Source organism: Collinsella sp. AM23-17, from assembly GCF_003470945.1.
GTDB lineage: Bacteria > Actinomycetota > Coriobacteriia > Coriobacteriales > Coriobacteriaceae > Collinsella > Collinsella aerofaciens_O.
The window spans coordinates 153,712-177,919 of sequence record NZ_QRHU01000002.1 but is presented as its reverse complement, the minus strand read 5'-3'; the positions used below and the strand labels follow the sequence as shown (position 1 = coordinate 177,919).

Below are 24,208 nucleotides of genomic sequence, written 5' to 3'. Positions count from 1 at the left end.
TCTCTTCTTTTGGGAAATGGGAAATTGCGGCCACCTAGCCCATATCCGCCTTAATGAGGTCGAGGGTGCGCTGGCAGTTTTCGCGGACGGGGCCGAGCATATGCTCGCGCAGGTCCGCCATGCCGGGTAGGTCGGCGTATTCGTCCATGACCTCTTCCATGCAAATGGGCACCTCGTAGGCGAGGTCCATCATGGTCGCAAAGCAAAACTTCTCAGATAGCCCGGCATCGGTGAGCGCCGCCTCCAGTGCGGGGTCGCCCATACCGTGGTATCGGCGGATGGCACCTGGACCGATACGCCCCACACGATTTTCGCCGTCAACGCTCATAGCAAGGCGTGCCCGACGTCGCATGCTCTCATACGCCAAGCCCGATGCGACATCGTACATGGGTGCGAGTGCCGCGTTTGTGCCTTTGCCTAGGATGAGCGAGTAGTTTTTAGCGTGTGCGTCAGGCGCTCCGATAATGGCGTTATAGAACAACATATAGGTAAAAAGCACAAGATTCATGTGGTGGGGGACTGTGTTAATCAGTCGTTCTTGGATGTCTCGTGTGGTTGGTCCTCCGTCGGCGGTGTATTTCTGGCTTGGCAATACACCGAGCGCCTGGCAAAAGTCCTCCTGATGCAGCCTTTCGATACTTCCGCTGTTATTGACCATTCTGTCGTACCGTTCAACGACGAGTGCGGCTTCGTCTTCAAATGTGCAATAGGAGACGTTGGCAGTTGGAATGCCAACACGCCGAGCCGTTTTCATGCAGACGAATTCGTTTAAGGCCTGATGTTTGAACCCGACGACACCATTTTTGAAGATATGGGTAGTGGGGGATGACCCTAGACATTCGTACCATTGGCCATCATGCCAAGCTAGTGCAAATTTGCCTTGGTTGCCGCCCAGGGACCAGCTTTCGTTGGAGCCCATCCATGTCTCTCTTTCGTCATCGCGAATTGCTTTAAGCTTGTGAGCGATTTGAGAATTGGTAAGCGGGCGGTATGCGGAGACCCTGCCACGGACGGCGTCTAATTGATCGGCTCGACAAAACTGAACGGCCCCCGCGCAGTCAAGACCGATATGGCACAAGAGGGCGACGGGGTTGTTAGATGCAACATCATGCTCGGTGGCAATGGCGCGACGCTGCTCTTGGCTGTCGGGCAAAAGGCCAAATAGGAACGGGCGGACGATGTTATGGCCATACGTGCGATTGGAAAGCGGCATTGTAAGCGATAGTGGTGCTCCGCGATAGGTTGGGGCGTATACAAAGCTGCAGAGTCCATGCTCGTCTTGCCGGAGAGTGCCTGCGATTTCGCCACAAATGAGGGTCGCAAGCTCCATCTCTGCCATTTATTTCACAACCTTACAGCCAAAGGAGAGGTCTGAAGTGTCGGAAAGGCCTTGCTCGGCTGCGATTTGGGCCAGCAAGGCACCATAGGAAGATGGCGTTCCCTGTCGAGCGGGTCGTCTGCCTACGCTTGGCTTTGGCAGGGCATTCGAGTTCGCGATAGGGAGGTCCGCTTTCGTCGTCGGATGTTCGGAGGGCGATGCGATGGAGTCGTTATCGCTTTGCGCAAAGAGACCTATGCCGAGTGCGTTAAAGACGGACAGCAACTTGTCGAGTCGAATGCCGGTGGCGTCTCCTAGCTCGAGCGATGCGAGCAGGCGCTCCGAAACACTGGCCGTTTTGGCGAGGGCGGCACGGGTGAGACCCTGAGCCTCGCGTGCCTGGCGCACGTAGATGCCAGCTTGGCGCGGTGTGGTGATGGGAAGGGTATTCACGGCGATCTCCTAACGTGCAGACTTTTGCATATCAGTATGACATGCAAAAGTCTGCACGAAAAGGCCTCATGCAAAACTTTGCATTAGGCCTTGTACTGGCGTTGAGTTTTGAGCGATTGTGTTTGGCGTTACAGCGCCAAAATCCCCAGATGCTCAAGCAAGATCTTAAGTCCGATGAGGATGAGCACGATGCCGCCCACGATGGTGGCAGGTTTTTCGTAGCGCGCGCCAAAGGTGTGGCCGATCGCTACGCCGGCGACGGAGAAGATAAACGTTGTGACGCCGATAAGCGATACGGCGGGAACGATGTCGACCGAAAGCGCGGCGAACGAGATGCCCACGGCCAGGGCGTCGATTGAGGTGGCGATGGCGAGGATCAGGTACTCGCTCAGTTCAATCTTTTCGGCATTCTTGCCGTCGCCTTCATCCTCGTCCTCGGTAAAAGCCTCCCACAGCATTTTGCCGCCGATGAAGGCCAAAAGGATAAAGGCGATCCAATGGTCGATAGGTCCGATGATGGCCATGAATTGACTTCCGAGCGCCCATCCGATTACGGGCATGCCGGCCTGGAAGCCGCCAAAGAACAGGCCGAGCACTACGGCGACCTTAAGGTTGATCTTCTTCATGCCAAGGCCCTTGCAGATGGATACGGCAAAGGCGTCCATCGAAAGGCCAATGGCGAGCAGCACGAGCTCTACGAGTCCCATGGTTTGGCTCCCTCCTTGCGGGCGAACCCGCGTGTACTTCTGACAGGGGAGCAACAAAAAAGACCCGTGGCGTACGCGCCGCGCGTACAACCACGAGTCTCGTTCATTAAGGCAAGCCAGACCGTGTCGGCCAGTATGTTGACTTGCCGCGCCACCGGAGGCGAACCCGGTCACGCGACTACTCCCTCATTCATGTGAATCCCGATGCTACCACATGAACAGCTCATTTGGGTTGAGGCTCTCAGCGGTGTTCGCTCATTCTGTAAGCATCGGATTTCGCGAGCGCCGCGGGGACAAACCGTGAGAAACTATTTAGCGTTTATGGAGCGTATGCGATGGGAGCGATGCCTTGGATAAGAACGAGCTGCAAAAGCGTATGGAACAGGCCATCCGCCTGACGGCACCTGGCCAGCCGATCCGCACCGCCCTCGACATGATCATTGCTGGTCACCTGGGCGCTCTTATTTGCGTCGGCGACACCGAAAACGTGCTCGCTGCTGGTAACGACGGCTTCCCGCTCAACATTTCGTTTACCTCGAACCGCCTGTTCGAGCTTTCCAAGATGGACGGCGCCATCGTCATCGACGGCGACCTCACCCAGATCCTGCGCGCCAACTTCCACCTCAATCCCGATCCCTCGCTTGCCACGAGTGAGACGGGCATGCGTCACCGCACCGCCGCCCGCATGTCGGTGCTCACGGATGCCATCGTGATCTCGGTCTCGGCCCGTCGTGCCGTCGTCAACGTGTACGTTCACGGCAAGAGCTACGAGATCCAGCCCGTCACCACCATCATGAGCTCGGTCAACCAGCTCGTCGCCACGCTCCAGACTACCCGTCAGTCGCTCGACCGCTCCCTGCTGCGCCTGACGGCCCTCGAGCTCGACGACTACGTTACGCTCGCCGACATTACCGGGATTTTCTCGAGCTTCGAGATCATGCAGCAGGCAAAGACCGAACTTAAGGATTGCATTGTCAAGCTGGGCAACCAGGGCAAGCTCGTGCAGATGCAGCTCGAGCAGCTCGCCGGCTCCAGCATGGATACCGAGTACGACCTGATGATTCGCGACTATGCGAGCGATTCCTCCGAGGCCAATGCCGAAAAGATCCGCGCCAACCTGAGCCGTATGACGCCCAAGGACTTGTCCGACCCGCAGCATGTGGCGGCGGTTCTGGGTTACGACGACCTGGACGAGGACTCCGTCATGACACCGCTGGGCCTGCGCACGCTTTCGCGCGTGTCCGTCGTGCGCGACGGCGTGGCCGAGAAGATCGTCGACGAGTATGGATCGCTGCAGGAGCTCATGGACGACATCAGCGAGGATCCGGAGCGCCTAGGCGACTTTGGCGTCAACAACCCTGCCATTCTTGCGGACTCCCTGTACCGCATGAAGGGCACCAAACAGGGGAACGCATAATGGCGCCCGTATGCGCCGTGGTCGTTGCCGGCGGCAGTGGCCAGCGCTTTGGAAATCCCGGCGGCAAGCAGCTCGTTAACGTGGCGGGCCGTCCGCTCATGAGCTGGTCTATCCGCGCATTTGACCGTAGCAATAAGGTCGGCCACATCGTGGTGGTGTGTCCTTCCGAGCGCCGTGCCGAGATGCGCCGCCTGGCCATCGACCCGTTTGACTATGACACGCCCATCAGCTTTGCCGATGCCGGCGAGACCCGCCAGGATTCCACCCGTGCCGGCGTGCATGCGGCTCCGGCGGGTTTCGAATATGTCGCCATCCACGACGGCGCCCGTCCGCTCATTACGACCGAGGCCATCGATCATGCGATCGACGTGCTTGTGGGCGACCGTGCCCTCGACGGCGTCGTGTGCGGCCAGCCTGCCATCGACACGCTCAAGATCGTCGATGGCGACAACATCGTCGAGACGCCGCCGCGCGAGCTCTATTGGGCCGCGCAGACGCCGCAGATCTTTAGCGTCGACGCCATGAAGCGCGCTCACGCCGCTGCTATCGCCGAGGGCTTTATCGGCACCGACGATTCATCGCTGGTCGAGCGCATGGGCGGGCGCGTCCGCTGTGTCCAGAGCCCGCGCGATAACCTTAAGGTGACGGTGCCCGAGGACCTGCGTCCCGTAACCGCGATTCTGCTCGGTCGCATGGCCGAGGGAGAGGACCTTCCCCATGTTCAGTAACCTGCGCATTGGCCATGGCTACGACGTTCACCGTCTGGTGGAGGGGCGTCGATGTATCATCGGCGGGGTTGACATCCCCTACGAGCGCGGCCTGCTGGGCCACTCGGATGCCGATGTGCTTGCGCACGCCTTGGCCGACGCCATTCTGGGCGCCTGCCGCGGGGGAGACATTGGCAAACTGTTCCCCGATACCGATCCCGCCTACGAGGGTGCCGACTCGATGGTGCTGCTTGCCCGCGTGATGGACTATGCGCGTGAGCTGGGCTTTGAGTTTGTTGATGCCGACTGCACCATTGCCTGTCAGCAGCCTAAGATCACCCCGCACCGCGATGCCATGCGCGCCAACCTCGCCCATGCTCTGGGCGTTGACGTCGAAAACGTGGGCGTCGCCGCCACTACGACCGAAAAGCTCGGTTGGGAAGGCCAGGGCGAGGGAATCGGTGCCTGGGCCGTCTGCCTGCTACAGAAAACCGTTAAGGAGTAACGAATGCGTATCTACAACAGCGCTACCCATAAAAAGGAAGAGTTCCAGCCCATCGAGTCCGGCAAGGTCCGCATGTACGTGTGCGGCCCCACGGTCTACGACAACATCCACATCGGCAATGCCCGCACGTTCATCAGCTTTGACGTGATTCGTCGCTGGCTCATCGCGAGCGGCTACGAGGTCACGTTCGCCCAGAACCTCACCGATGTCGATGACAAGATCATCAAGCGCGCCAACGAGCAGGGCCGCACGGCCGCCGAGGTCGCGACGGAGTTCTCCGACAAGTTCATCGGCGTCATGCGTGCCGCCAACGTGCTCGATCCCGATGTGCGCCCCCGCGCCACCAAGGAGATCGGCCCCATGATCGCTATGATCAAGACGCTTATCGAGCAGGGCCACGCTTACGCAGCCGATAACGGCGATGTGTACTTTGCCGTGCGCAGCGATCCCAACTATGGTCAGGTCTCGGGCCGCAACATCGACGACCTTATGGTTGGCGCGCGCATCGAGGAGAACGAGGACAAGAACGACCCGCTCGACTTTGCCCTGTGGAAGGCCGCTAAGCCCGGCGAACCCAGCTGGCCGAGCCCCTGGGGCGAAGGCCGTCCCGGTTGGCACACCGAGTGCGCCGCCATGGTGCATCGCTACCTGGGCACCCCGATCGACATCCACGGCGGCGGCTCCGACCTTGCCTTCCCGCATCACGAGAACGAGTGCGCCCAGGCCACCTGCGCCTGGCACCAGGGCTTCTCCAACACCTGGATGCACACGGGCATGCTGCTGGTAGACGGCGAGAAGATGTCCAAGTCGCTCGGCAACTTCTTTACGCTGGCCGAGGTCCTCGAGCAGCACTCCGCTGCTGCTCTGCGTCTGCTGATGCTGCAGACGAGCTATCGCTCGCCGCTCGACTTTTCTTGGGAGCGCCTGGAGGGTGCCGAGAACTCGCTTACGCGTATCGCCGGTACGGTCGAGAACCTGCGCTGGGCCGCGAACCATGCGGCGGCCGATGCCGATGAGGCAGCATCTGAGGCGTTTGCCGCCAAGGCCGCCGAGACCCGTGCCGCCTTTAAGGAGTGCATGGACGACGACTTTAACACTGCCGGTGCCATGGGTGCTGTCTTTGGCTTTGTGACCGAGTGCAACCAGTACCTGGAGCAGGCGGGCGATGCTGCCGACAAGGCCGCTGCGCTTGCTGCTGCCAATACGCTGGTCGAGCTGCTCGATACGTTTGGCGTCGAGCTCCCCGAGCCCAAGGTCGAGTTGCCGCTGGGCCTGCTGGGCGTTGCCGCCGGCCTGGTCGCCTACACGGGTGACGACGTGGACGAGGCCGCTGCCAAGATTCTCGAGGCCCGTGCCGAGGCCCGTGCCGCCAAGAACTGGGATCTGGCCGACGCCATCCGCGACCAGCTCAAGGACCTGGGCCTGACGATTGAAGATACGGCCGCGGGTACTCGTATTAAGAGTCTCTAGTATTTGTCGACCGTTCGAGGTGCGGCAGATTGCCTTGAAAGAGGAGGGCATAGACCTGGTGGTCATGCCCAACGATTGAAAGGCAAGGTGCCGTGGCTCGGACGGTCGATTCTTGTTCGTTATCTATTTAAGGAGGCCGTTTTATGGCCGACAATCGCAAACGTGCACCGCGTGGAGGCAAGCAGGCTGCTTCTGGCTCGCGTCCGATTCGCCGCAACGACCGCGCTGCCACTCCCAAGGGCCAGCGCGAGCGCTCCCAAGCCCAGGCTGCGCGTTCGCAGCGAGATCGCAACCGCGACAACGTTCAGGTTCCCAAGGGCGAGTTTATCGAAGGTCGTCGTGCTGCCGCCGAGGCACTGCGTACCGGCTTTCCCGTCAAGTGCGCGCTCATCGCCGAGGGCGGGGAGCGCGATGCCGCCTTGTCGCGCCTGGTCGACGACCTCAACGCCGCGGACGTCCGCATTAAGTATGTGCCGCGCACGCAGCTCGATGCGCTGTCGAGCCATGGCGCTCACCAGGGCATTGCGCTCGAGGTGGGCAATTTCCCCTATGCCGATGTCGCCGATATTCTCGATCGCGCGTGTGAAGGACCGGCGCTCGTCGTCGTGCTCGACCATGTGACCGACGATGGCAATTTTGGTGCGATCGTGCGCTCTGCCGAGGTCGTGGGCGCAGCGGGCGTCATCATTGCCAACAAGCGCGCCGCCGGTGTGACCGTGGGCAGCTACAAAACCTCCGCTGGTGCCGTCATACACCTGCCCATCGCGCAGGTTCCCAATATCGCCCGAGCGCTTGACGACCTCAAGGCCGCCGGCTTTTGGGTGGGCGGTGCTTCCGAGCACGCCGAGGGCAGCTGCTGGGATGCTCCCTTCGAGGGCCGCGTTGCGCTCGTCATGGGCTCCGAGGGCGACGGCATCTCGCGCCTGGTGCTCGAGAAATGCGACTTTTTGACCAAGCTTCCCCAGCGCGGCATGACCGAGAGTCTCAACGTGGCCCAGGCGACCACCGCGCTGTGCTTTGAGTGGCTGCGCCGCAATGCCGGCGAGCTCATGGGGGAGGAGTAGCGCATGTCCAAGAAGAACCGCGCCAAGTCCAAGGCCAAGCGCTTTGGCGAGGGCTCGGCCAAGCCGATTGTTTCGGCCGCGACCTATGGCGTGGGCGGCAATGCGTTTGCGCAGGCCATCGCCGACCCGGTCTCGACGGTGCACTCCAATAAGCCCGAGCTGCTGGTGGTCGACGGCTACAACGTGATTCACTGCACGCCGCGCTACGAAAAGCTCGTCTACGACCATTCCGACGATCCATATTCCAGCGACGTCCACGATATGGCTCGTACTGCGCTTATCAACGACGTCGCCGCCTTTGCCCAGGGCCGCTACGAGGCCGTGATCGTGTTCGACGGCGCGGGCAACATCTCCAACGAGCGCCCCAACCTACCGGCCCGCGGCGTGCGCATCGAGTTCTCGCCGACGGGCGTCTCTGCCGATACCGTGGTGCAGAAGCTCTGCATCGAGGCGCGTGAGGAAGGCCGCGCGTGCTCCGTGGTATCGAGTGACGGCACAATACAGGCCGTCGTCATGGGCAAGGGCGTCACGCGCATCTCGAGCCGTATGCTGGTGGACGAGATCAAACAGATCGACAACGACGTTCACGAGGCAGAGGAAGCTCCGCAGATCAAGATGACTCTGGGCAGTCGCCTGAGCCCCGATGCCCTGGCCAAGCTCAAGGCCCTTCGCGGGAGGTAGGGGAGCTGCCGGCGCGGCGCTGTCTCGCTAACTCCATTCAGCGATGTCGATCATTCTACGGAGGCGCCATGTAAGCGCCTCTTTTAGATATGGCAGCCTTGCCGTGAGCGCGTCGTTTCTGGACAGAATCTCGATTGCCTCGTCAACGAAGCCTTCGAGTTTGTCGCCGTCAAACCAGCTCATATCCTCAACAAGCAGCATTTGTTTCGCGGGGCTTGAATGAAACTGCGCGCTGGTAAAACTGTGCTCTCCTGCCTTAAGCTCCTCTAGAGAAACGTTGCACCAGAGCGATGAGCCCGAATCGAAGATGGGGGCAGGTCTGCAGGCTAGCGTGTTGACGTTTCGCACAAGGCCAAAGTTACGCCAATGACGGTCATAGTTGGCAATGATGTCATCGCATACAATCATGCGGTCAAGGGCGTCTTTTATATCTGTCGCTCCAAGCTCCTCGCAGTTTGCTACATACCGTTCGTAACCGGTTAGTCGCTCGTCTGCATTTGCATGCTGGTTTACATAGAACGCAGGGACATATTCTTCTTCGTCAGTTAAGAAGACATTGCATGTGCTCAAGGCAGAAGTACCCGCGCCTTCGAGCGAATAGGGTACGTAATCGCAAGTGTTTAGGATGCGACGGTGAAGTGCAGTCGCCACCATCTCGTTATAGGGTTCCTGGTTTAGATGCGCACCTGCCTTGTGGAGGATTCGACGGTCACCCTCGCATGTCCAGTACTTTTGAAGATTGCCGTCCGAGGTGTTGTCGGGCTTTGCGGCAGCCGCTTTTCCCTCTGGGGCGAAGGGCGCAATGCTGAGAGAGACGTCGTCAAAAGCATTATTGAAGAAATTGATATCTTCCCACGCGAGACCGGAGCCTTGGGGCCTAATCCAATACTGGTCGGATAAGGAGAGGCCAAGATTTCGCTGTACGAGTTCATCGGGAACATCGACTGCGGCTTCTGCAAGCAGGGAGGCTAGCCCAATGCGTGCGAGCGGGATACCGCGGCCGCGCCACCAGATGCGGAAGGAGTCGAGCGATATGGGGCTATTAGGGCCAAATACTCCAATAGGGGCGTGGGCACGATCGACGTCGGCGCCGATGTGGGTAAAGTCTTTTCGCGATGTGCTGTAGACCAGCTGGGCGACTTCGTGCGTGCGGTTCATGAGGGTGAATGCGATCTCGCTTTTACCGTGGCCGCGGCGGGGACGTCCCCCCGTTTTGGTCACGGAGCGGAGTCGCGTGTCTACGCTGTCTTTGTCGATAAGCCACACGCCAGAAGCTTTCCGGGCCTCAAGTGCTCCGTTTTTTATGAGCTCCTGCACCCTGCGCGGAGTGATGCCGAGCAGTTCGGCAGCTTCCTTGGTAGTAAGCATCGCGAAACCCTTCGTTAGAACGAACAGTTTTATCTATTCCATTGTAATTAAAACTATTCGTTTTGACGAATAGTTTTAAGATGTGGTCGGTCGAAGGGTCTGTTGCGCCTCGTCCGTAATTCCTTTATCCTTAACAGGCTTCGCGCGAAAGCGCCAAGTGTGCCAGTGTGGCGCAACGGTAGCGCAACTGATTTGTAATCAGTGGGTTGCAGGTTCGATTCCTGTCACTGGCTCCATGAGAGTTTCGGGCTCTGTTCCTTGTGGGACAGGGCCCGTTTCTATTTATGTTGACATGTCAGCGGGTTTGACTCCCACCAGGCTTCAGGTTTGTCTCGATCCGTAACACGAGTGGGCTGAAGACCCTCCTTATTGTTACAGATCGAGATGAAAACGGTGAAGCCCATGGTCTGCTTGATCGAGCGAGGATTTTCCACGCTCGATCGTGCCGTGGAAGCCCGATTGCAACCTATGTAATAGTGCAAGAGGGTCGTTATCGAAGTTCGTTCCAGCCAGCGTACTCTACTATGACAAAGTGTTCCCTCGGGAAATGTCACCGCTACATGCAAATTCACCGTCCGTCATATCTAAACTCAGCAAAACCGCAGGTCAAAGGTATATAGATACGCCCGGCACCGTGTATCTAGAGGTTTTCGTTGACAGCCCCCAAGGTTGCATCGTATTATCTTTTTCGTTCGCGGGGGCGGCGGTCCAAAAGACCAAAGGACCTGCGGATACTTGAACGATTGGGAGTTTGCCCGAGTGGTTAATGGGGACGGGCTGTAAACCCGTTGGCTCTGCCTACATAGGTTCGAATCCTATAGCTCCCACCCGTCAAGTGCCTGTATAGCTCAGTCGGTAGAGCACTTCGTTGGTAACGAAGAGGTCACCAGTTCAAGTCTGGTTGCAGGCTCCATCCGGCGGTGTAGCTCAGTTGGTTAGAGCACACGGTTCATACCCGTGGCGTCACTGGTTCGAATCCAGTCACCGCTACCATAGGTAACACGGTGGCTTCTCAATAGTATGTTGAGAGGCCACTATGGTATAAAGGCAAAGTCCCGTCCGGGGACGACCTGTTAAGAGGAGGGCTTTATGGCCAAAGAGAAGTTTGAGCGCACTAAGCCGCATGTTAACATCGGCACCATTGGTCACGTCGACCACGGCAAGACCACGCTGACCGCCGCCATCACCAAGGTTCTCTCCGAGACCGAGGGCTGCAAGGCTGACTTCACTGCGTTCGAGAACATCGACAAGGCTCCCGAGGAGCGCGAGCGCGGCATTACGATCTCCGTCTCCCACGTCGAGTACGAGACCGCTTCCCGTCACTACGCTCACGTTGACTGCCCGGGCCACGCTGACTACGTCAAGAACATGATCTCCGGCGCTGCTCAGATGGACGGCGCTATCCTGGTCATCGCTGCTACCGACGGCCCCATGGCTCAGACTCGCGAGCACATCCTGCTCGCCCGTCAGGTCGGCGTTCCCTACATCGTCGTCTTCCTGAACAAGTGCGACATGGTCGACGATGACGAGCTTATCGACCTCGTCGAGATGGAGACCCGTGAGCTCCTCTCCGAGTACGATTTCCCCGGCGACGACATCCCCGTCATCCGTGGTTCCGCTCTGGGCGCTCTCGAGGGCGACGCCAAGTGGATGGACGCTATCCGCGAGCTCATGAACGCCGTCGACGAGTACATCCCGACGCCTGCTCGTAACAACGACCTCCCGTTCCTGATGGCCGTTGAGGACGTTATGACCATCTCCGGCCGTGGTACCGTTGCTACCGGCCGTGTCGAGCGCGGTGAGCTCAAGCTCAACGAGCCCGTCGAGATCGTCGGCATCAAGGATACCCAGAACACCGTCGTTACCGGTATCGAGATGTTCCGTAAGTCCATGGACTTCTGCGAGGCTGGCGACAACGTCGGTCTGCTGCTCCGCGGCATCAAGCGCGAGGACATCGAGCGCGGCCAGGTTCTCTGCAAGCCCGGTTCGGTTACCCCGCACACCAAGTTCACCGGTGAGATCTACGTTCTGACCAAGGAGGAGGGCGGCCGTCATACCCCGTTCTTCGATGGTTATCGTCCTCAGTTCTACTTCCGTACCACCGACGTTACCGGTACGGTCAAGCTCCCCGAGGGCACCGAGATGGCTATGCCTGGTGACCACATCACCATCGAGGGCGACCTCATCCACCCGATCGCCATGGAGGAGGGCCTGCGCTTCGCTATCCGCGAGGGTGGCCACACCGTCGGTTCGGGCATCGTCTCCACGATCATTGAGTAAATTAGCTCTTTGATATAGCTGACTTAGAGAACCCGGCACTTATTTGGGTGCCGGGTTCTTTTCTGCAATGGATATTGAGCCGTTGCTGGTGTCGAGAGGATCGATAATGGTCCTGGATGCACCGTCGATTAGATCTCGATGGCTTCATTGATGTGTTCCAAATATGAATGGATCCACCGAGAACCAATTGACTCGAGGTTTTCATTGACAGCACTTACGTGGAGCTGATAAAGTAACAACTCGTGCCCGTACGGGGCGGAAATGAAAGGTTCAGGATACATGCGTACTCTAGTTACTCTTGCGTGCACTGAGTGCAAGCGCCGCAACTATACGACCACCAAGAACAAGTCGACCATGCCTGATCGTATGGAGATCAAGAAGTATTGCCCCTGGTGCCGTCACCACACGCTGCACAAAGAGACTCGCTAGTCTCTAGTCATATACGCCAGTAGTTCAATTGGTAGAGCATCGGTCTCCAAAACCGAGTGTTGAGGGTTCGAGTCCTTCCTGGCGTGCCAGTCATTATTCCGTAAGCTCCCACTTGGGGGCTTACGGTTTACTCATGTATAAGCGCATTGCGCGGAGGTAACCCAAATGGCCAACAAGAAGAACAAGAAGAAGGCACAGCAGCAGGCGCCTGCCAACAACGCTGCCGCCAACTCCAAGGTTGAGGCCAAGAAGGCCGTTGCCAAGAAGAGCGAGAAGGCTGTGAAGTCCAAGAAGAACGAGAAGCCTGGTTTCTTCGCCCGCACCAAGAAGTATTTCGCTTCGGTGAAGTCCGAGATGAAGCGTGTCACGTGGCCCGATAAGAAGGAGCTCGTGAACTACTCGGTCGTCGTTTGCGCTTCTCTGATCGTCGTCGGCGTCGTCATCGCTCTGCTCGATGCTGGCTTTGGCGAGGCTCTTGCTCTGTTCTCTGGATTGAGGGGCTAAACCATGTCTAAGCGTTGGTACGTCGTTCACACTTACTCTGGATACGAGAACCGCGTTAAGTCCGATCTCGAGCATCGCATCGAGACTATGGGCATGCAGGACCGTATCTTTGATATCGAGATTCCTATGGAGCGCGTCACCGAGATTAAAGAGGGTGGCAAGCGTGAGACCAAGGATTCCAAGATCTTCCCGGGTTATGTCCTGGTCCGCATGGAGATGGATGACGATGCTTGGACGTGCGTTCGTAACACGCCTGGCGTCACCGGTTTCCTGGGCGGCAACGGCAAGCCCGCTCCGCTTTCCCGCGACGAGTACAACAAGATGACTCGTCGTCCCGGTAAGGGCGATTCGCCCAAGCGCACCTCGGTTGATATTCAGGTCGGCACGTCCGTCCGCGTCACCGATGGCCCGCTTACCGACTTTGATGGCAAGGTCTCCGAGGTTAACACCGAGGCTGGCAAGCTCAAGGTCACGCTGATGATCTTTGGCCGCGAGACGCCGGTCGAGCTCGACTTTAACCAGGTCGCTGTCATCGCTTAAGTTTTCGTCCGTTCGCGCGAGCGTGCTTCTTCTGTGACTGCTCATCTCAGGAGTGCTTCTAACACGTGCGTGCTTACGATATAGCAAGTACTTCACACTCGTGATTCGAAAGGAATGACCATGGCTGAGAAGAAGGTTGCCAACGTCATTAAGCTCCAGATTCCTGCTGGTGCAGCTAACCCCGCTCCTCCCGTCGGCCCCGCCCTGGGCGCTGCTGGCGTGAACATCATGCAGTTCTGCCAGGCCTTTAACGCCGAGACGCAGGACAAGAAGGGCGACATCATCCCCGTTGAGATCTCTGTCTACGAGGACAAGTCCTTCTCCTTCATCACCAAGACCCCGCCGGCGGCTCACCTCATCAAGAAGGAGCTGAACCTCAAGTCTGGTTCCGCTAAGCCCCAGGCCGACAAGGTTGGTCAGCTCTCTCAGGAGCAGCTCACCAAGATCGCCGAGATCAAGATGCCGGACCTCAATGCCAACGACATTGACGCCGCCAAGAAGATCATCGCCGGTACCGCCCGTTCCATGGGCGTCACCATCGCTGAGTAGCGATTTCTTTAGGTAATGACGGGTGCTCCGACCGGGGCGCCCGTTATATGTGTGCAATAGGGCACACGATACGATGTGGGAGGGCTCACGCCCGTTTAACCACAGGAGGTAATGCACATGGCTAAGCATGGTAAGAGCTATAACGCCGCTGCCGAGAAGATCGACCGCGCCACGCTCTACACCCCCCTTCAGGCTGCCAAGCTCATCAAGGAGCTCGACACCGCCAAGTTCGACGAGACCGTCGAGGCCCACTTCCGTCTGGGCATCGATACTCGTAAGGCTGACCAGAACATCCGTGGTTCCATCTCCCTGCCCCACGGCACCGGCAAGACCGTTCGTGTTGCCGTCTTCGCCGAGGGCGAGAAGGCCCGCGAGGCTGAGGCTGCCGGCGCCGACATCATCGGTTCCGACGAGCTTGTCGCCCAGATTCAGAAGGGCGAGATCAACTTCGACGCCGCTATCGCTACGCCGAACATGATGGCCAAGGTTGGCCGCATCGGTAAGATCCTTGGTCCCCGTGGCCTCATGCCGAACCCCAAGCTCGGCACCGTGACCATGGACGTCGCCAAGATGGTCTCCGAGCTCAAGGCTGGCCGCGTTGAGTACCGCGCCGACCGCTACGGCATCTGCCACGTGCCCCTGGGCAAGAAGTCCTTCTCTGAGCAGCAGCTCGTCGAGAACTACGCTGCCCTGTACACCGAGATCCTGCGCGTCAAGCCCTCTTCTGCTAAGGGCAAGTACGTCAAGTCCATCTCCGTGTCTTCCACCATGGGCCCTGGCGTTAAGGTCGATCCCGCTATCCAGCGCGACTTCCTGGCTGAGTAACTAACAGTTACTGCCTGAGCAAAGCAAGCATTGCTAAAGAGACCCGGTTCTGCCTCGTGCAGGACCGGGTCTCTTGCTTTTGAGTCAACGAAACCACCACGAAGGGGACAGGCACTTGTGGTGGTTTTACTTGTGTTGTACTTTAGCGCGATGTAGTACTACCCGAGGCCGAAGGGAGCCCAACATGTTTAAGAACACGCAACAGCTCCTAGGCCTAGCGCTACTAGATTGGATAGCGCGCTAGGGTTGTAATCTCGCTATAACGATTTGTTGTACCCGGGTGCGCTATCGTCTGCCGCTTTCAGGCGTGATGAGCGACACGGGTATTTTTCTATCTCTAGGCCTTCTCTCTCTCCTGAAAGCCATCTGTCATAAAACGGTCAATCAGGAGGAACATATAAGCCGCAAAATCACAATCTTTGACGCCACCCTGTGCGACGGTGAGCAGTCGCCGGGCGCCAGCATGAATACCGAGGAAAAGCTCTTCATCGCCCGCCAGCTGGTGCGCATGAACGTGGACGTTATCGAGGCGGGCTTTCCCATCTCGAGTCCTGGTGACTTTCGCTCCGTACAGGAGATTGGCAAGATTGCGGGCGACCGATGCACGGTATGCGGCCTGACGCGCGCTGTCGACAGGGATATCGAAGTGGCTGCAGAGGCGCTCAAAACGGCCCAGAGGCCCCGTATCCATACAGGGCTGGGTGTGAGCACCAGTCACCTGCGCGACAAGCTCCATATGACTGAGGAAAGGGCAATTGAGTGAGCGATCCATGCCGTCAAACATGCTCGCAAGTTCGTTGACGATGTTGAGTTTTATGCCGAGGATGCCGGCCGCTCCGATCAGGAGTTTCTGGTGCGCATTATCGAGGCGGCCGTAAAGGCCGGTGCCACGGTCGTGAACATCCCCGATACGATGGGCTACAACATGCCGTGGGACTTTGGCGCCCGCATCCGTGACCTGCGCGGGCGCTGCGGGTGCGCAGGTCAGCGTGCGGTCGACGTGATGGAGTATCGCGAGTACGAGATTGAGCGCATTGCGCGCCAGGCATTTGAGGCGGCGCGCAAACGTCGCGGCAAGGTGACGAGCGTTGATAAGCGCAACGTGCTGGAGACGAGCCGCATGTGGCGCGAGATCGTGCATCGCGTGCAAGACGAGGAGTACTCCGACGTGGAGCTTGAGGACCTGCTCGTCGACAACGCCGCCATGCAGCTCATCAGTCGACCGGCAGACTTTGACGTCGTGGTGACGGAGAACATGTTCGGCGACATCCTGTCCGATGAGGCGGCTCAGATTACCGGATCGCTCGGTATGCTTGCCTCTGCCTCGCTGGATGATGGCGTATCGCTGTTTGGGCCGAGTGCTGGCAGCGCTCCTGACATCGCGGGGCTCGGCGTGGCCAATCCGCTGGCTCAAATCTTGTCGGTGGCGATGCTGCTGACCTACGCGCTCGACATGGGCGAGCAAGCCGCGTGGATCGAGAGCGCCGTGGCGCGCGTGCTCGACGAGGGCTGGCGCACCCGTGACATCGCCGATGTCAACACCCCGGCAGATAAGATCCTCGGCACCACGACGATGGGCGACAAGGTCGTCGCCGCGCTGTAGGCGATGCCGATTCAAGCTGTCAAATATCTCAATCTGTAACATCTAAGGGGCAAAATCGTTCCTACCTGTTACAGATTGAGATTTTCGGCTGAGCATCCGTGGTCTGTCTCGATCTGTAACAGCTAACCGATTATTTGGGCCCTACCTGTTACAGATTGAGACAAACCGTTGGGACAGGTCGGACGAGTCAGCAAAACCACCACAAAGGTGCCGGTCCCCTTCGTGGTGGTTTTTAGCGCAACGAGGTGTTCCCAGCCGACCATACGGGCGGCCTTGCGCTCACGCTGCTCGATGACAGCGCATCTTTAGACGCGAAGTGCGGAACCGGGTGCATATACGAGCCGCGTAGCGTTACGAATTCATGGGAATGACCGTATCGCCAATTTGTACGCTTGCAATCTTGTCTGTGTCACAAACTTGCGAGAACGGCCAGGTCTTGTGGACATCAGTGGTGCCGTTATCCAGTTTATTTGCGAAATAGCCGCTGTGGCTGGTTGCGTCCTCAACATGACCGTCTTTGAACGTCACGATGAGGGGTATGTTGCCAACGGCATCCATAGACTCCTCCATGTTTTGAGACATCTTGCCGCTGTTGTTGTCGTGTTCGATGGAACGATCTATGTTGTAGCGGACTGAAACGCCAACGCAGGATACGGTGGCCTCTTGAATCGTCGCCTTGGTGCCGTTAAAGTTGACCGATTTGGGCGCGGGAATCGTAACGGATGTATCTTCGTAATTCAGCTGGAACTTAAGATCCCATGGGCCCGTAAGTATTTTCTTATACTCGGGAAGCTCTTTGCCAGCACGTGGCACAACGAGAGAGTTGATATGCGTGCGGACGGTCCTGCCCATAAGGCCGGGTGATTCAACGCTGAACTGTGCAAAGTATTGAATGCTGGAGTCATTGGGGTTCTTGTCAATGAGCCATGATTGGCCTTGGCCGCCATGCTCGCCATCAACGTATACGTTTCCATCGACACTTCCGGCGATAGTTCCGTTCTCGCCCGGCTCGGAAAGCTTTTTCAGGGCAGCGGGATCGTCGAACGTAAGCGTATAGGCGATGGTAACCATATCCTTGTCGCCCATGATGGCGTCGGCGGTCACGGTGACTCCGTTGTTGGAGCAGCTAGCACCGACGGGCCGGCCAATACGGTCGATGATCTCGGTTTGAGAAGCAGGTCCGTCAAAGATGTCGGAAAGCATGTCAGAAGGAAGCGGCAGGACGCCTGTTGCCATAGCCGTGCCAGCGCCTCCAATGACGATAGCGAGGACTGCCGTTACAGCGGCAATGCGAGCGACTGTTCTTACGGGATGGCGGGCGATGCGCGGCTTGCGTCGCGTGCCATTAAAGTTGCTTTGAGCGGTCGCCGCATCGCTCGATGCGACGGACTGAGCAATCGAGTTTGCCATGTGCTGCTTCGCATTATCGGTAAACGAAATGTGCTCCAGGGCGTGGCGATAGTCATTCGAATTCGTAGTCATTGTGGTCTCCTTTCAAGGAAAGCCGAAGTGACGCACGTCCGCGGCTAAGGTGCTGGGCGGTTGCAGCTGGCGTCGCGTGAACGGCGTCTGCGATTTCCCTGATGCTCATGCCTGCGTAGTAGTGCAAAAAGATGGCGATGCGCTGTGCTTGAGGCAGGGCCGTGACAGCGGAAAGAATGGCGCAGTCGCGTTGCGCGAATTCTTGCTCGGTATGTGTTACGGGTGCGTAGAAATCGGGGAGCGAATCGAGGTCGACAACCGGGTGATTCGCGTGCGTACGGCCGATATCGCGACATGCGTTCAGTGCGACTCGGATCACCCAAGCACGTTCGTGTTCGAGCGAGTCGAACGGTTGAGTGCGTTGGAGAATCTTGATCAGCGTGTCCTGGCAGATGTCTTGAGCGTCGTCAGCGGATCCAAGGGCCGAATAGCACAATCGAAGGATGAGGTCGGAATACGTGTCGACCAAGCGCTTTGCTTCCCGCTCGATCTGATCGGCATCGCATCGGAGCGTGCTATTGCGGTTACGGCGTGCAGGCATAGTGTCACCTCCAATTGGTCGTGGTGGATATAGGGAAGGCGTCTCGCGAGGTCCCTCTACATACAACACGGTCGAGACTGCATAAGTTGACAAAAAAAGACGGCACGTGAGCGCCGTCCTTACAAAACAATGAGTGTTCTCGTTAATTACACAAGCACCGTGATGGACAGGTCGGACGAGTCAGCAAAACCACCATAAAGGTGCCTATCCCCTTCGTGGTGGTTGTTGGCAGTTACCAGGGGGTTCTGGCGGTTGAAGACTCGATTGCTTCGTGGCGTTTGAGCTCGCGGCGCATGGTTTGCGAGTTGAGCCAAGCGGCCTTCCAACCGCGCGTGGGGTAGCGCGCCTCGTCAATTTCGATCTTGGTATAGCCGCAGGCGTTGACAATCTTCGTTCCGCATGGGTGTTGGCGCTCGCGTTGAAAGTTGGGGCCGTAGCTTTGGTGCACATGCCCGTGAATCATATAGTCGGGACCCCAAGACTCAAGAGCCGCATTAAAGCACTCGAATCCTCGATGCGGCAGGTCGTCCAGGTCGCCCATGCCTGCGACGGGTGCATGGGTAAGTAGAATATCGCATCCGTCTACCAGTGCGATTTTTCGCGATAGCTTGCGCATGCGTTTTGCCATCTCGCGCTCGGTATACATGTTCGCGCCGTCGCGGTAGCGCATGGAACCGCCCAGACCCGCAATGCGAATACCTCGGTACACATATACGCTGTCCTCAACACAAATGCACCCGCCCGGTGCATGGCGCGCGTAGCGGTCGTCGTGGTTGCCACGAACGTACACAAGCGGTTTGTTGATGACAGTGACCAAAAACTCAAGATAGTCCGGATCCAGGTCGCCTGCGGATAGAATCAGGTCAACGTCCTCAAAGCGCTCCTTGCGAAAACATTCCCACAGGCAGCGCTCCTCTACATCGGCAATGGCTAGGATATTCATAGGGCACGGACCTCCGGCTCGTTATCGAGCTGCGGAATCGAGCCTATAACGTTGTCAGCCAGCCAGTTCATCTCGACAATTTGCGTACTCGGCAGGGGAGGGAAGCCCTCAATCTGAACCACGCCGTCCTGGCTGTGGAGCTCGCCGCCAAATGGATTGATGGAGCCTTCGACGATGCCATTGCGGAGGAGCTGAACAAGCTTGCGCGTCTGATAGGGCAGGCCCGGAGCGTAGCGAATGTCGATGACGCCCGAGCTCATGCCATACCAGTAGTTGACGGCGCGAACCTGGCTGTCGTCACTGGTCTCATCCCAGGTGCCATGCAGCAGGCTTCGCACGATAAGCTCGTAGTATCGGCCCCAGTTCCAGACCGGCATGGCGATGCCGACGACCTTGCCATCGACCAGGCGGTGGAGTCCGTAGGCCGTAGGGTCTACGAGCGACTTTGACATGTCAGCGCCGGTCATGACGCTCACGCCTTCGCGGCACATGGCCTCGGCAAGGCCTCCGGCGGGCACATCGCCCCAGGTCAGGATAATTTGCGCGCGGGGGTCGAGCAGCGAGGCGCCAATCGCAAAGGCGTTGATCTCGCTAAGCGCGCCCGAGGCGAAGACCGACGCGTGGTAGCCGATACGGTGGTTGTCCGCCATACTGGCGGCAAGGGCGCCCAGGAGGAACTTGGCCTCGTACATCTTGCCAAAGTACGAACGGACGCTTTGGTGGGGAAGGCCGATAGAGCAGTTAAGGAACCGCACCTGTGGATACTCAACGGCAGCTCTGAGCGCGTATTCCATCAGGCGGTGCGAGGTCGAGAAGATGACGTTAGCTCCATGTTTGACAGCCGTTTCCACGGCGGCGTAGAACACGTCCGGATTGTGACAGTCCTCGAACGCCTCGGTGCGCACGATACCGCCAAAATGCTCATCGAGATACTGACGCCCTTGGTCGTGCAGGCTGTCCCAGCTCGACGTCGCACAGGGGAACTCATGGATAAAGGCGATGCGCAGAGGGTTGGCCGCCGAGTAGACGGTCTTGCCCATAAAGAAGTTGAGCACGCCGGAGGTGGACTTGGCGGGCGCCTCTTCCTCATCGACACTCGGTGCCTCGACAAGATCGACCTTCTCCTCATCACTTTTGCCGGCAATGACCAACTCGCGCCAAATCTTGCACAGGCGGTTTACGACGATATCCGTCGGCGTGTCCAGCAAGCGGTCTTGGTTGTACACGTTGAGGTAAACGAGCATAGCGTCGGCGGGCGTAATGTCCAGATGGTCGCCGCCGGCGCGCAGGTAGGCGCGCTTAAAGAGCAGGAAGGTGTGGCGCAGGTAGTCGACCTTTTTCTGCGGCCATTTTTCGATAAGGTTCTGACCGAGCATCTTGGCGAGCGTCTCGTAGCTTCCCTCACGCGAGAACTCGATCTCGTATAGGGGGCAGACGCGCCAAAACGCGCAGAACTCGCCATAGAGGCGGCTTTCGACGGAATCCCATTTTCCGGGATAGAGGCGGGTGACCTTGGCCGAAACCGTCGGGGCGTCCAGGAATTTGAGGACACTGACGCGCTTGTTGCCCTCTTGGACGTAGAACCGATGCATGAACTCGGTGACGATGATGGGGTCGCGGTAGCCCTCGGAGATTTGGATATCGTAGAGGTTGGACCATTTGCGGGCGAATTCGGTATTCCAGGGGAGCAGCGGCATAAAGTTACACGAAAAGGCGGACTGGCGACCTTTGGTAACCGTGCCGACGACCATTTCGAGCGGAATGTCCCGCAGGCCGATGTTCTCGCGCTGCCCGCAGGGAAGCTGGGCGACCAAGCTGTCGAGGTCCGTAAGATATGGATGCTCGCTTTGGCTGATGGCGCGACGGCGTCCCTGTTCGCCGCGCTTGCGCGCTTGACGATAGGCCTCTTCCATGGTGTCTACTCCCTTAGTCGTTTAAACAACGATATGAACCATGGTACCACGATGCGAAACCACCACAAAGGTGCCTGTCCCCTTTGCGGTGGTTTTAGGCGATGATGGGGGCGATGGCGCGGATGCAGGCGTCGGCTGCCGTAAAGGTGGTGCTGTCGTCACTGACGATAAAGATGATCTTACCCTTAATGCCAAAGTCGCCGATCTCGCTAAAGAGCACGTAGGGTTCCTTGTCAAAGCCCGAGATGGGTGAAACGGCGACCTTGGTGGCACAGGCGAGCTCGTCTGCCAGCGCATCGAGCGAGTCCCACTTTGACGTGTCCTTCACCGCGACGGGAACGACAACGCGTCCAAAGGGCATGAGGTGCACGAGTGTGTTCTTGGAGATGTTGGAGTTGGGGACGATGATGGTCTGTCCGCAGGCGTCCTCGATGGTCGTGTGGCGCCAAGTGATGTCCTGGACCACGCCCGACACGCCGCCGACCTCGATATTGTCGCCGGGCTTGATGATGCCCATAAAGGTCACTTGCATGCCGCCGATAAGGTTTGATAGCGTGTCCTGAAAGCCGAGCGAGATGGCGATGCCGCCGACGCCAAGAGCGGCGACGAGCGCGTTTGCGTTAATGCCAAAGCAGTTGTCGAGGATAAAGCTGCCGCCGATCATCCAAATGACGGCACGCGCGATGTTGATGAAGATGCTCGATGCGGGAAGCGGGTTGTCGTCTCGGTTGAGTAGGTGGCGCAGGGTCTTGGATGCCACCTTGGCGGCGATGGCGGTGACTATTACCAAGATGACGGCCCAGATGATGTTGTGGACCCAGCGCTGCTCAAAGAAATGAAGAATCGGTTCAAACAATTCCATGTAGGGAAAACCTCCTAATGATCATTCAACCATGATACCCACCAAAAAGCCCGTCCGATCACATCGGACGGGCCGATAACTTGAGATGGGGTGGCCGCGGTGGCGTAAGCTGGGCCGCCGGCGAGCACGCCGGCAAGGAGTGCGGCGGTCAAGCAAGACGGGGAAGGAGTCTTCTCATGGCAGTTTCCTTAGTTCTTAACCAGTGGTTCCTGCTGACGCTGGATTATCGACATGATATGCGAAAACCGTCGCAAAGGTATCTGTTCCTTTGCGGCGGTTTTGACGTTTGCGCAGATAAAACCTGCCAAAATAAACCTGTCCCTTATTGGCAGGTTTTAGCTCAGCAGCATGCGGTCGTTGGCGAGCTCGCCGCCCGAGACCTCCTCGAACTTCTGCAGCAGGTCGGCGACGGTGAGCGACTTCTTCTCGTCGCCCGCCACGTCGTAGATAACGTGGCCCTCGTGCATCATGATCAGGCGATTGCCCAGACGGATGGCGTCATTCATGTTGTGCGTGACCATGAGCGTGGTCAGGTGGTTCTCGTCGACAATCTCCTCGGTCAGATTGAGCACCTTAGAGGCGGTCTTGGGGTCGAGTGCCGCGGTGTGCTCGTCGAGCAGCAGCAAGCGCGGCTTGGTGAGCGTGGCCATGAGCAGCGTGAGTGCCTGGCGCTGGCCACCCGAAAGCAGGCCGACCTTGGCGTTGAGGCGCGTGTCCAGGCCAAGGTCCAGACGCTTGAGCAGCTCAACGTACTCGTCCTTTTCGGCCTTGGTGACGCCCCACGAAAGACCTCGACGCTGGCCGCGGCGCTTGGCGAGGGCTAGATTCTCGGCGATCTGCATGTCGGCTGCAGTGCCGCGCATGGGGTCCTGGAACACACGGCCCAGGTACTTGGCGCGCTGCGACTCGCTCAGACGCGAGATGTCGGTGCCGTCGAGCTCAATAACACCCGAATCGAGCGGATACACGCCGGCGATCATATTGAGCAGCGTGGACTTGCCGGCGCCGTTGCCGCCAATCACGGTTACAAAGTCGCCATCGTTGAGGGTGAGGTCGACGCCGGTGAGCGCGCGCTTCTCGGTGACGGTGCCCTTGTTAAAGGTCTTCTTGACGTGCGAGAGCTTAAGCATCTGCCTCATCTCCCTTCGTGTAGGAGCTGCGGAGCTTATAGCGCTCCCAAACCACGGGCACGCACAGGGCCACGGCGACGATCACGGCAGAGAGTAGCTTCATGTCGTTGGCGTCCATGCCCAGCTGCAGCACGATGGCGCGGATAAGGAAGTACGCCACGGAGCCAAAGACGGCGGAGGCAAGACGGACGCTAAACTGCGTGAGACCGCCGGGCAGCAGGCGACCGAGCACCTCGCCGATGACGATGGCGGCAAGACCGATAACGATGGCGCCGGTGCCCATGCCAATGTCGGCATACTTCTGGCTCTGGCAGATGAGCGCACCCGAAAGGCCAATGAGGGCGTTGGAGAGCACGAGGGCGATCATTTTGGTGGTGTTGGTGTTAACGCCCAGGGCGCGGATCATGTACTCGTTGTTGCCGGTGGCACGCAGCGCCGAGCCGATCTCGGTGCCAAAGAACCAGTACAGGATGGCGACGATGGCCACGGCCAGCACAATGCCTAGGATAATGGCAACAGTGGACTGCGGCAGGCCCGTCATGTTGCTGACGGATGAGAAGATAGTGCCCTTGGCAAGGATGGGCGTGTTGGACTTGCCCATGATGCGCAGGTTGATGGACCACAGACTGATCTGCGTAAGGATTCCGGCGAGGATTGCGGGAATCTCAAAGACGGTGGTCAAGATGCCCGTGACGGCGCCCGCGATGGCGCCGGCGCACATGCCGGCCAGCACGGCGAGCAAGGGGTCGACGTTATTGTTGACGATGAGCACGGCGCAGACACAGCCGCCGAGGGCAAAGCTGCCGTCGCAGGTCATATCGGGGATGTCGAGCAGGCGGAACGTGATAAACACGCCAAGCACCATGATGCCCCAGAGGACGCCCTGCGAAACGGCGCCCTGCAATGCAATGAGCATG

The 24,208-nt window shown here is 58.5% G+C and carries 24 protein-coding genes, 5 tRNA genes and 1 pseudogene; 19 read left to right on the top strand and 11 right to left on the bottom strand.

The window, feature by feature from the left end; all coding sequences use genetic code 11:
* Positions 1–34 precede the first annotated feature (34 nt).
* The 3 genes from DW645_RS01650 to DW645_RS01640 all read right to left on the bottom strand — a co-directional run bounded on the left by DW645_RS01650 (position 35) and on the right by DW645_RS01640 (position 2,478).
* Positions 35–1,339 (bottom strand): type II toxin-antitoxin system HipA family toxin, encoded by a 1,305-nt coding sequence (locus tag DW645_RS01650; protein ID WP_118225938.1) that lies wholly within the window; start codon positions 1,337–1,339, stop codon positions 35–37.
* A complete protein-coding gene (locus DW645_RS01645) occupies positions 1,340–1,771 on the bottom strand; it encodes a helix-turn-helix domain-containing protein (RefSeq protein WP_158556873.1) in 432 nt (143 codons plus the stop codon). It lies immediately after the preceding gene.
* 128 nt (positions 1,772–1,899) lie between these two features.
* Positions 1,900–2,478 carry a manganese efflux pump MntP family protein gene (locus DW645_RS01640; RefSeq protein ID WP_117862247.1) on the bottom strand — a complete coding sequence of 193 codons (579 nt, stop codon included), beginning with the start codon at positions 2,476–2,478 and terminating at the stop codon, positions 1,900–1,902.
* A gap of 376 nt (positions 2,479–2,854) precedes the next feature.
* Here DW645_RS01640 and disA point away from each other — a divergent pair, with 376 nt between their 5' ends.
* The 6 genes from disA (at position 2,855) to DW645_RS01610 (ending at position 8,322) form a co-directional block, all read left to right on the top strand.
* Complete coding sequence (gene disA / locus DW645_RS01635; RefSeq protein WP_369831362.1) at positions 2,855–3,895, top strand: DNA integrity scanning diadenylate cyclase DisA; 1,041 nt, start codon at positions 2,855–2,857, stop codon at positions 3,893–3,895.
* A complete protein-coding gene (gene ispD, locus DW645_RS01630; protein WP_117758651.1) occupies positions 3,895–4,623 on the top strand; it encodes a 2-C-methyl-D-erythritol 4-phosphate cytidylyltransferase in 729 nt (242 codons plus the stop codon). Before disA ends, ispD begins: the two co-directional genes overlap by 1 nt.
* On the top strand, positions 4,613–5,107 hold the full coding sequence (ispF, locus tag DW645_RS01625; RefSeq protein WP_006234975.1) for a 2-C-methyl-D-erythritol 2,4-cyclodiphosphate synthase: 495 nt from the start codon (positions 4,613–4,615) through the stop codon (positions 5,105–5,107). The genes ispD and ispF overlap by 11 nt, the downstream gene beginning before the upstream one ends.
* A gap of 3 nt (positions 5,108–5,110) precedes the next feature.
* Positions 5,111–6,577, top strand: coding sequence for a cysteine--tRNA ligase (gene cysS / locus DW645_RS01620; protein ID WP_118225936.1), 1,467 nt, complete (start codon positions 5,111–5,113; stop codon positions 6,575–6,577).
* A 143-nt stretch (positions 6,578–6,720) separates the two neighbouring features.
* A complete protein-coding gene (gene rlmB, locus DW645_RS01615; protein WP_118225934.1) occupies positions 6,721–7,641 on the top strand; it encodes a 23S rRNA (guanosine(2251)-2'-O)-methyltransferase RlmB in 921 nt (306 codons plus the stop codon).
* Positions 7,642–7,644: 3 nt separating this feature from the next.
* The gene (locus DW645_RS01610; protein ID WP_055309418.1) at positions 7,645–8,322 is read left to right on the top strand and encodes an NYN domain-containing protein; all 678 of its coding nucleotides are present in this window, start codon (positions 7,645–7,647) and stop codon (positions 8,320–8,322) included.
* A 27-nt stretch (positions 8,323–8,349) separates the two neighbouring features.
* On the opposite strand, the gene DW645_RS01605 is transcribed toward DW645_RS01610, so the two are convergent.
* Positions 8,350–9,690 carry a DNA-binding protein gene (locus tag DW645_RS01605; RefSeq protein ID WP_118225932.1) on the bottom strand — a complete coding sequence of 447 codons (1,341 nt, stop codon included), beginning with the start codon at positions 9,688–9,690 and terminating at the stop codon, positions 8,350–8,352.
* Positions 9,691–9,851: 161 nt separating this feature from the next.
* On the opposite strand from DW645_RS01605, the gene DW645_RS01600 reads away from it, so the two are divergent.
* The 13 genes and pseudogenes from DW645_RS01600 (at position 9,852) to DW645_RS01545 (ending at position 16,420) form a co-directional block, all read left to right on the top strand.
* A tRNA-Thr gene (locus DW645_RS01600) sits at positions 9,852–9,926 on the top strand.
* Between the two features lie 509 nt (positions 9,927–10,435).
* A tRNA-Tyr gene (locus tag DW645_RS01595) sits at positions 10,436–10,517 on the top strand.
* A 10-nt stretch (positions 10,518–10,527) separates the two neighbouring features.
* Positions 10,528–10,603: transfer RNA gene (locus DW645_RS01590), tRNA-Thr, on the top strand.
* A 3-nt stretch (positions 10,604–10,606) separates the two neighbouring features.
* Positions 10,607–10,683 (top strand) — tRNA-Met (locus tag DW645_RS01585).
* 96 nt (positions 10,684–10,779) lie between these two features.
* Positions 10,780–11,970, top strand: coding sequence for an elongation factor Tu (tuf, locus tag DW645_RS01580; protein WP_089572520.1), 1,191 nt, complete (start codon positions 10,780–10,782; stop codon positions 11,968–11,970).
* A 279-nt stretch (positions 11,971–12,249) separates the two neighbouring features.
* Complete coding sequence (rpmG, locus tag DW645_RS01575; RefSeq protein WP_022093895.1) at positions 12,250–12,399, top strand: 50S ribosomal protein L33; 150 nt, start codon at positions 12,250–12,252, stop codon at positions 12,397–12,399.
* Positions 12,400–12,412: 13 nt separating this feature from the next.
* Positions 12,413–12,488: transfer RNA gene (locus DW645_RS01570), tRNA-Trp, on the top strand.
* 76 nt (positions 12,489–12,564) lie between these two features.
* Entirely contained in the window at positions 12,565–12,903 is a 339-nt protein-coding gene (gene secE / locus DW645_RS01565; RefSeq protein ID WP_118225930.1) for a preprotein translocase subunit SecE, read from the top strand.
* A gap of 3 nt (positions 12,904–12,906) precedes the next feature.
* On the top strand, positions 12,907–13,443 hold the full coding sequence (gene nusG / locus DW645_RS01560) for a transcription termination/antitermination protein NusG (RefSeq protein ID WP_006234984.1): 537 nt from the start codon (positions 12,907–12,909) through the stop codon (positions 13,441–13,443).
* A gap of 120 nt (positions 13,444–13,563) precedes the next feature.
* The gene (gene rplK / locus DW645_RS01555) at positions 13,564–13,992 is read left to right on the top strand and encodes a 50S ribosomal protein L11 (protein ID WP_022093893.1); all 429 of its coding nucleotides are present in this window, start codon (positions 13,564–13,566) and stop codon (positions 13,990–13,992) included.
* Positions 13,993–14,109: 117 nt separating this feature from the next.
* Positions 14,110–14,817, top strand: a complete 708-nt coding sequence (rplA, locus tag DW645_RS01550; protein WP_089572518.1) for a 50S ribosomal protein L1 — start codon at positions 14,110–14,112, stop codon at positions 14,815–14,817.
* Positions 14,818–15,127: 310 nt separating this feature from the next.
* Positions 15,128–15,730 (top strand): annotated as a pseudogene (locus DW645_RS09995) (hypothetical protein); the annotation flags it as partial.
* On the top strand, positions 15,731–16,420 hold the full coding sequence (locus DW645_RS01545; protein ID WP_118225948.1) for an isocitrate/isopropylmalate family dehydrogenase: 690 nt from the start codon (positions 15,731–15,733) through the stop codon (positions 16,418–16,420). It abuts the pseudogene before it with no gap.
* Positions 16,421–16,771: 351 nt separating this feature from the next.
* Here the strand turns inward: DW645_RS01545 and DW645_RS01540 are convergent, their stop codons facing one another.
* From DW645_RS01540 to DW645_RS01510, 7 genes are all read right to left on the bottom strand, one after another.
* Positions 16,772–17,902, bottom strand: coding sequence for a DUF4179 domain-containing protein (locus tag DW645_RS01540; RefSeq protein ID WP_117635373.1), 1,131 nt, complete (start codon positions 17,900–17,902; stop codon positions 16,772–16,774).
* Entirely contained in the window at positions 17,883–18,443 is a 561-nt protein-coding gene (locus DW645_RS01535; protein ID WP_118225928.1) for an RNA polymerase sigma factor, read from the bottom strand. Before DW645_RS01535 ends, DW645_RS01540 begins: the two co-directional genes overlap by 20 nt.
* 232 nt (positions 18,444–18,675) lie before the next feature.
* Entirely contained in the window at positions 18,676–19,386 is a 711-nt protein-coding gene (locus tag DW645_RS01530) for a metallophosphoesterase (protein ID WP_117639531.1), read from the bottom strand.
* Positions 19,383–21,299: a BMP family ABC transporter substrate-binding protein gene (locus DW645_RS01525; RefSeq protein ID WP_118225926.1), complete on the bottom strand. Its 1,917-nt coding sequence runs from the start codon at positions 21,297–21,299 to the stop codon at positions 19,383–19,385. Before DW645_RS01525 ends, DW645_RS01530 begins: the two co-directional genes overlap by 4 nt.
* A 94-nt stretch (positions 21,300–21,393) precedes the next feature.
* Positions 21,394–22,161 (bottom strand): mechanosensitive ion channel family protein, encoded by a 768-nt coding sequence (locus tag DW645_RS01520; protein WP_117635370.1) that lies wholly within the window; start codon positions 22,159–22,161, stop codon positions 21,394–21,396.
* 335 nt (positions 22,162–22,496) lie between these two features.
* The gene (locus DW645_RS01515) at positions 22,497–23,291 is read right to left on the bottom strand and encodes an ABC transporter ATP-binding protein (protein WP_022093887.1); all 795 of its coding nucleotides are present in this window, start codon (positions 23,289–23,291) and stop codon (positions 22,497–22,499) included.
* Positions 23,284–24,207, bottom strand: a complete 924-nt coding sequence (locus tag DW645_RS01510; RefSeq protein ID WP_118225924.1) for an ABC transporter permease — start codon at positions 24,205–24,207, stop codon at positions 23,284–23,286. The genes DW645_RS01515 and DW645_RS01510 overlap by 8 nt, the downstream gene beginning before the upstream one ends.
* Position 24,208: the final 1 nt, after the last annotated feature.

What these genes read in the sequence shown, in the direction of transcription:
- DW645_RS01525 (WP_118225926.1), bottom strand. Translation starts at nt 21,299, where the DNA reads ATGGAAGAGGCCTATCGTCAAGCGCGCAAGCGCGGCGAACAGGGACGC.
- DW645_RS01520 (WP_117635370.1), bottom strand. Translation starts at nt 22,161, where the DNA reads ATGGAATTGTTTGAACCGATTCTTCATTTCTTTGAGCAGCGCTGGGTC.
- DW645_RS01535 (WP_118225928.1), bottom strand. Translation starts at nt 18,443, where the DNA reads ATGCCTGCACGCCGTAACCGCAATAGCACGCTCCGATGCGATGCCGAT.
- rplA (WP_089572518.1), top strand. Translation starts at nt 14,110, where the DNA reads ATGGCTAAGCATGGTAAGAGCTATAACGCCGCTGCCGAGAAGATCGAC.
- DW645_RS01510 (WP_118225924.1), bottom strand. Translation starts at nt 24,207, where the DNA reads ATGCTCATTGCATTGCAGGGCGCCGTTTCGCAGGGCGTCCTCTGGGGC.
- rplK (WP_022093893.1), top strand. Translation starts at nt 13,564, where the DNA reads ATGGCTGAGAAGAAGGTTGCCAACGTCATTAAGCTCCAGATTCCTGCT.
- DW645_RS01605 (WP_118225932.1), bottom strand. Translation starts at nt 9,690, where the DNA reads ATGCTTACTACCAAGGAAGCTGCCGAACTGCTCGGCATCACTCCGCGC.
- DW645_RS01530 (WP_117639531.1), bottom strand. Translation starts at nt 19,386, where the DNA reads ATGAATATCCTAGCCATTGCCGATGTAGAGGAGCGCTGCCTGTGGGAA.
- tuf (WP_089572520.1), top strand. Translation starts at nt 10,780, where the DNA reads ATGGCCAAAGAGAAGTTTGAGCGCACTAAGCCGCATGTTAACATCGGC.
- disA (WP_369831362.1), top strand. Translation starts at nt 2,855, where the DNA reads ATGGAACAGGCCATCCGCCTGACGGCACCTGGCCAGCCGATCCGCACC.
- rpmG (WP_022093895.1), top strand. Translation starts at nt 12,250, where the DNA reads ATGCGTACTCTAGTTACTCTTGCGTGCACTGAGTGCAAGCGCCGCAAC.
- secE (WP_118225930.1), top strand. Translation starts at nt 12,565, where the DNA reads ATGGCCAACAAGAAGAACAAGAAGAAGGCACAGCAGCAGGCGCCTGCC.
- DW645_RS01610 (WP_055309418.1), top strand. Translation starts at nt 7,645, where the DNA reads ATGTCCAAGAAGAACCGCGCCAAGTCCAAGGCCAAGCGCTTTGGCGAG.
- cysS (WP_118225936.1), top strand. Translation starts at nt 5,111, where the DNA reads ATGCGTATCTACAACAGCGCTACCCATAAAAAGGAAGAGTTCCAGCCC.
- ispF (WP_006234975.1), top strand. Translation starts at nt 4,613, where the DNA reads ATGTTCAGTAACCTGCGCATTGGCCATGGCTACGACGTTCACCGTCTG.
- DW645_RS01650 (WP_118225938.1), bottom strand. Translation starts at nt 1,339, where the DNA reads ATGGCAGAGATGGAGCTTGCGACCCTCATTTGTGGCGAAATCGCAGGC.
- nusG (WP_006234984.1), top strand. Translation starts at nt 12,907, where the DNA reads ATGTCTAAGCGTTGGTACGTCGTTCACACTTACTCTGGATACGAGAAC.
- DW645_RS01545 (WP_118225948.1), top strand. Translation starts at nt 15,731, where the DNA reads ATGGGCTACAACATGCCGTGGGACTTTGGCGCCCGCATCCGTGACCTG.
- rlmB (WP_118225934.1), top strand. Translation starts at nt 6,721, where the DNA reads ATGGCCGACAATCGCAAACGTGCACCGCGTGGAGGCAAGCAGGCTGCT.
- ispD (WP_117758651.1), top strand. Translation starts at nt 3,895, where the DNA reads ATGGCGCCCGTATGCGCCGTGGTCGTTGCCGGCGGCAGTGGCCAGCGC.
- DW645_RS01540 (WP_117635373.1), bottom strand. Translation starts at nt 17,902, where the DNA reads ATGACTACGAATTCGAATGACTATCGCCACGCCCTGGAGCACATTTCG.
- DW645_RS01640 (WP_117862247.1), bottom strand. Translation starts at nt 2,478, where the DNA reads ATGGGACTCGTAGAGCTCGTGCTGCTCGCCATTGGCCTTTCGATGGAC.
- DW645_RS01515 (WP_022093887.1), bottom strand. Translation starts at nt 23,291, where the DNA reads ATGCTTAAGCTCTCGCACGTCAAGAAGACCTTTAACAAGGGCACCGTC.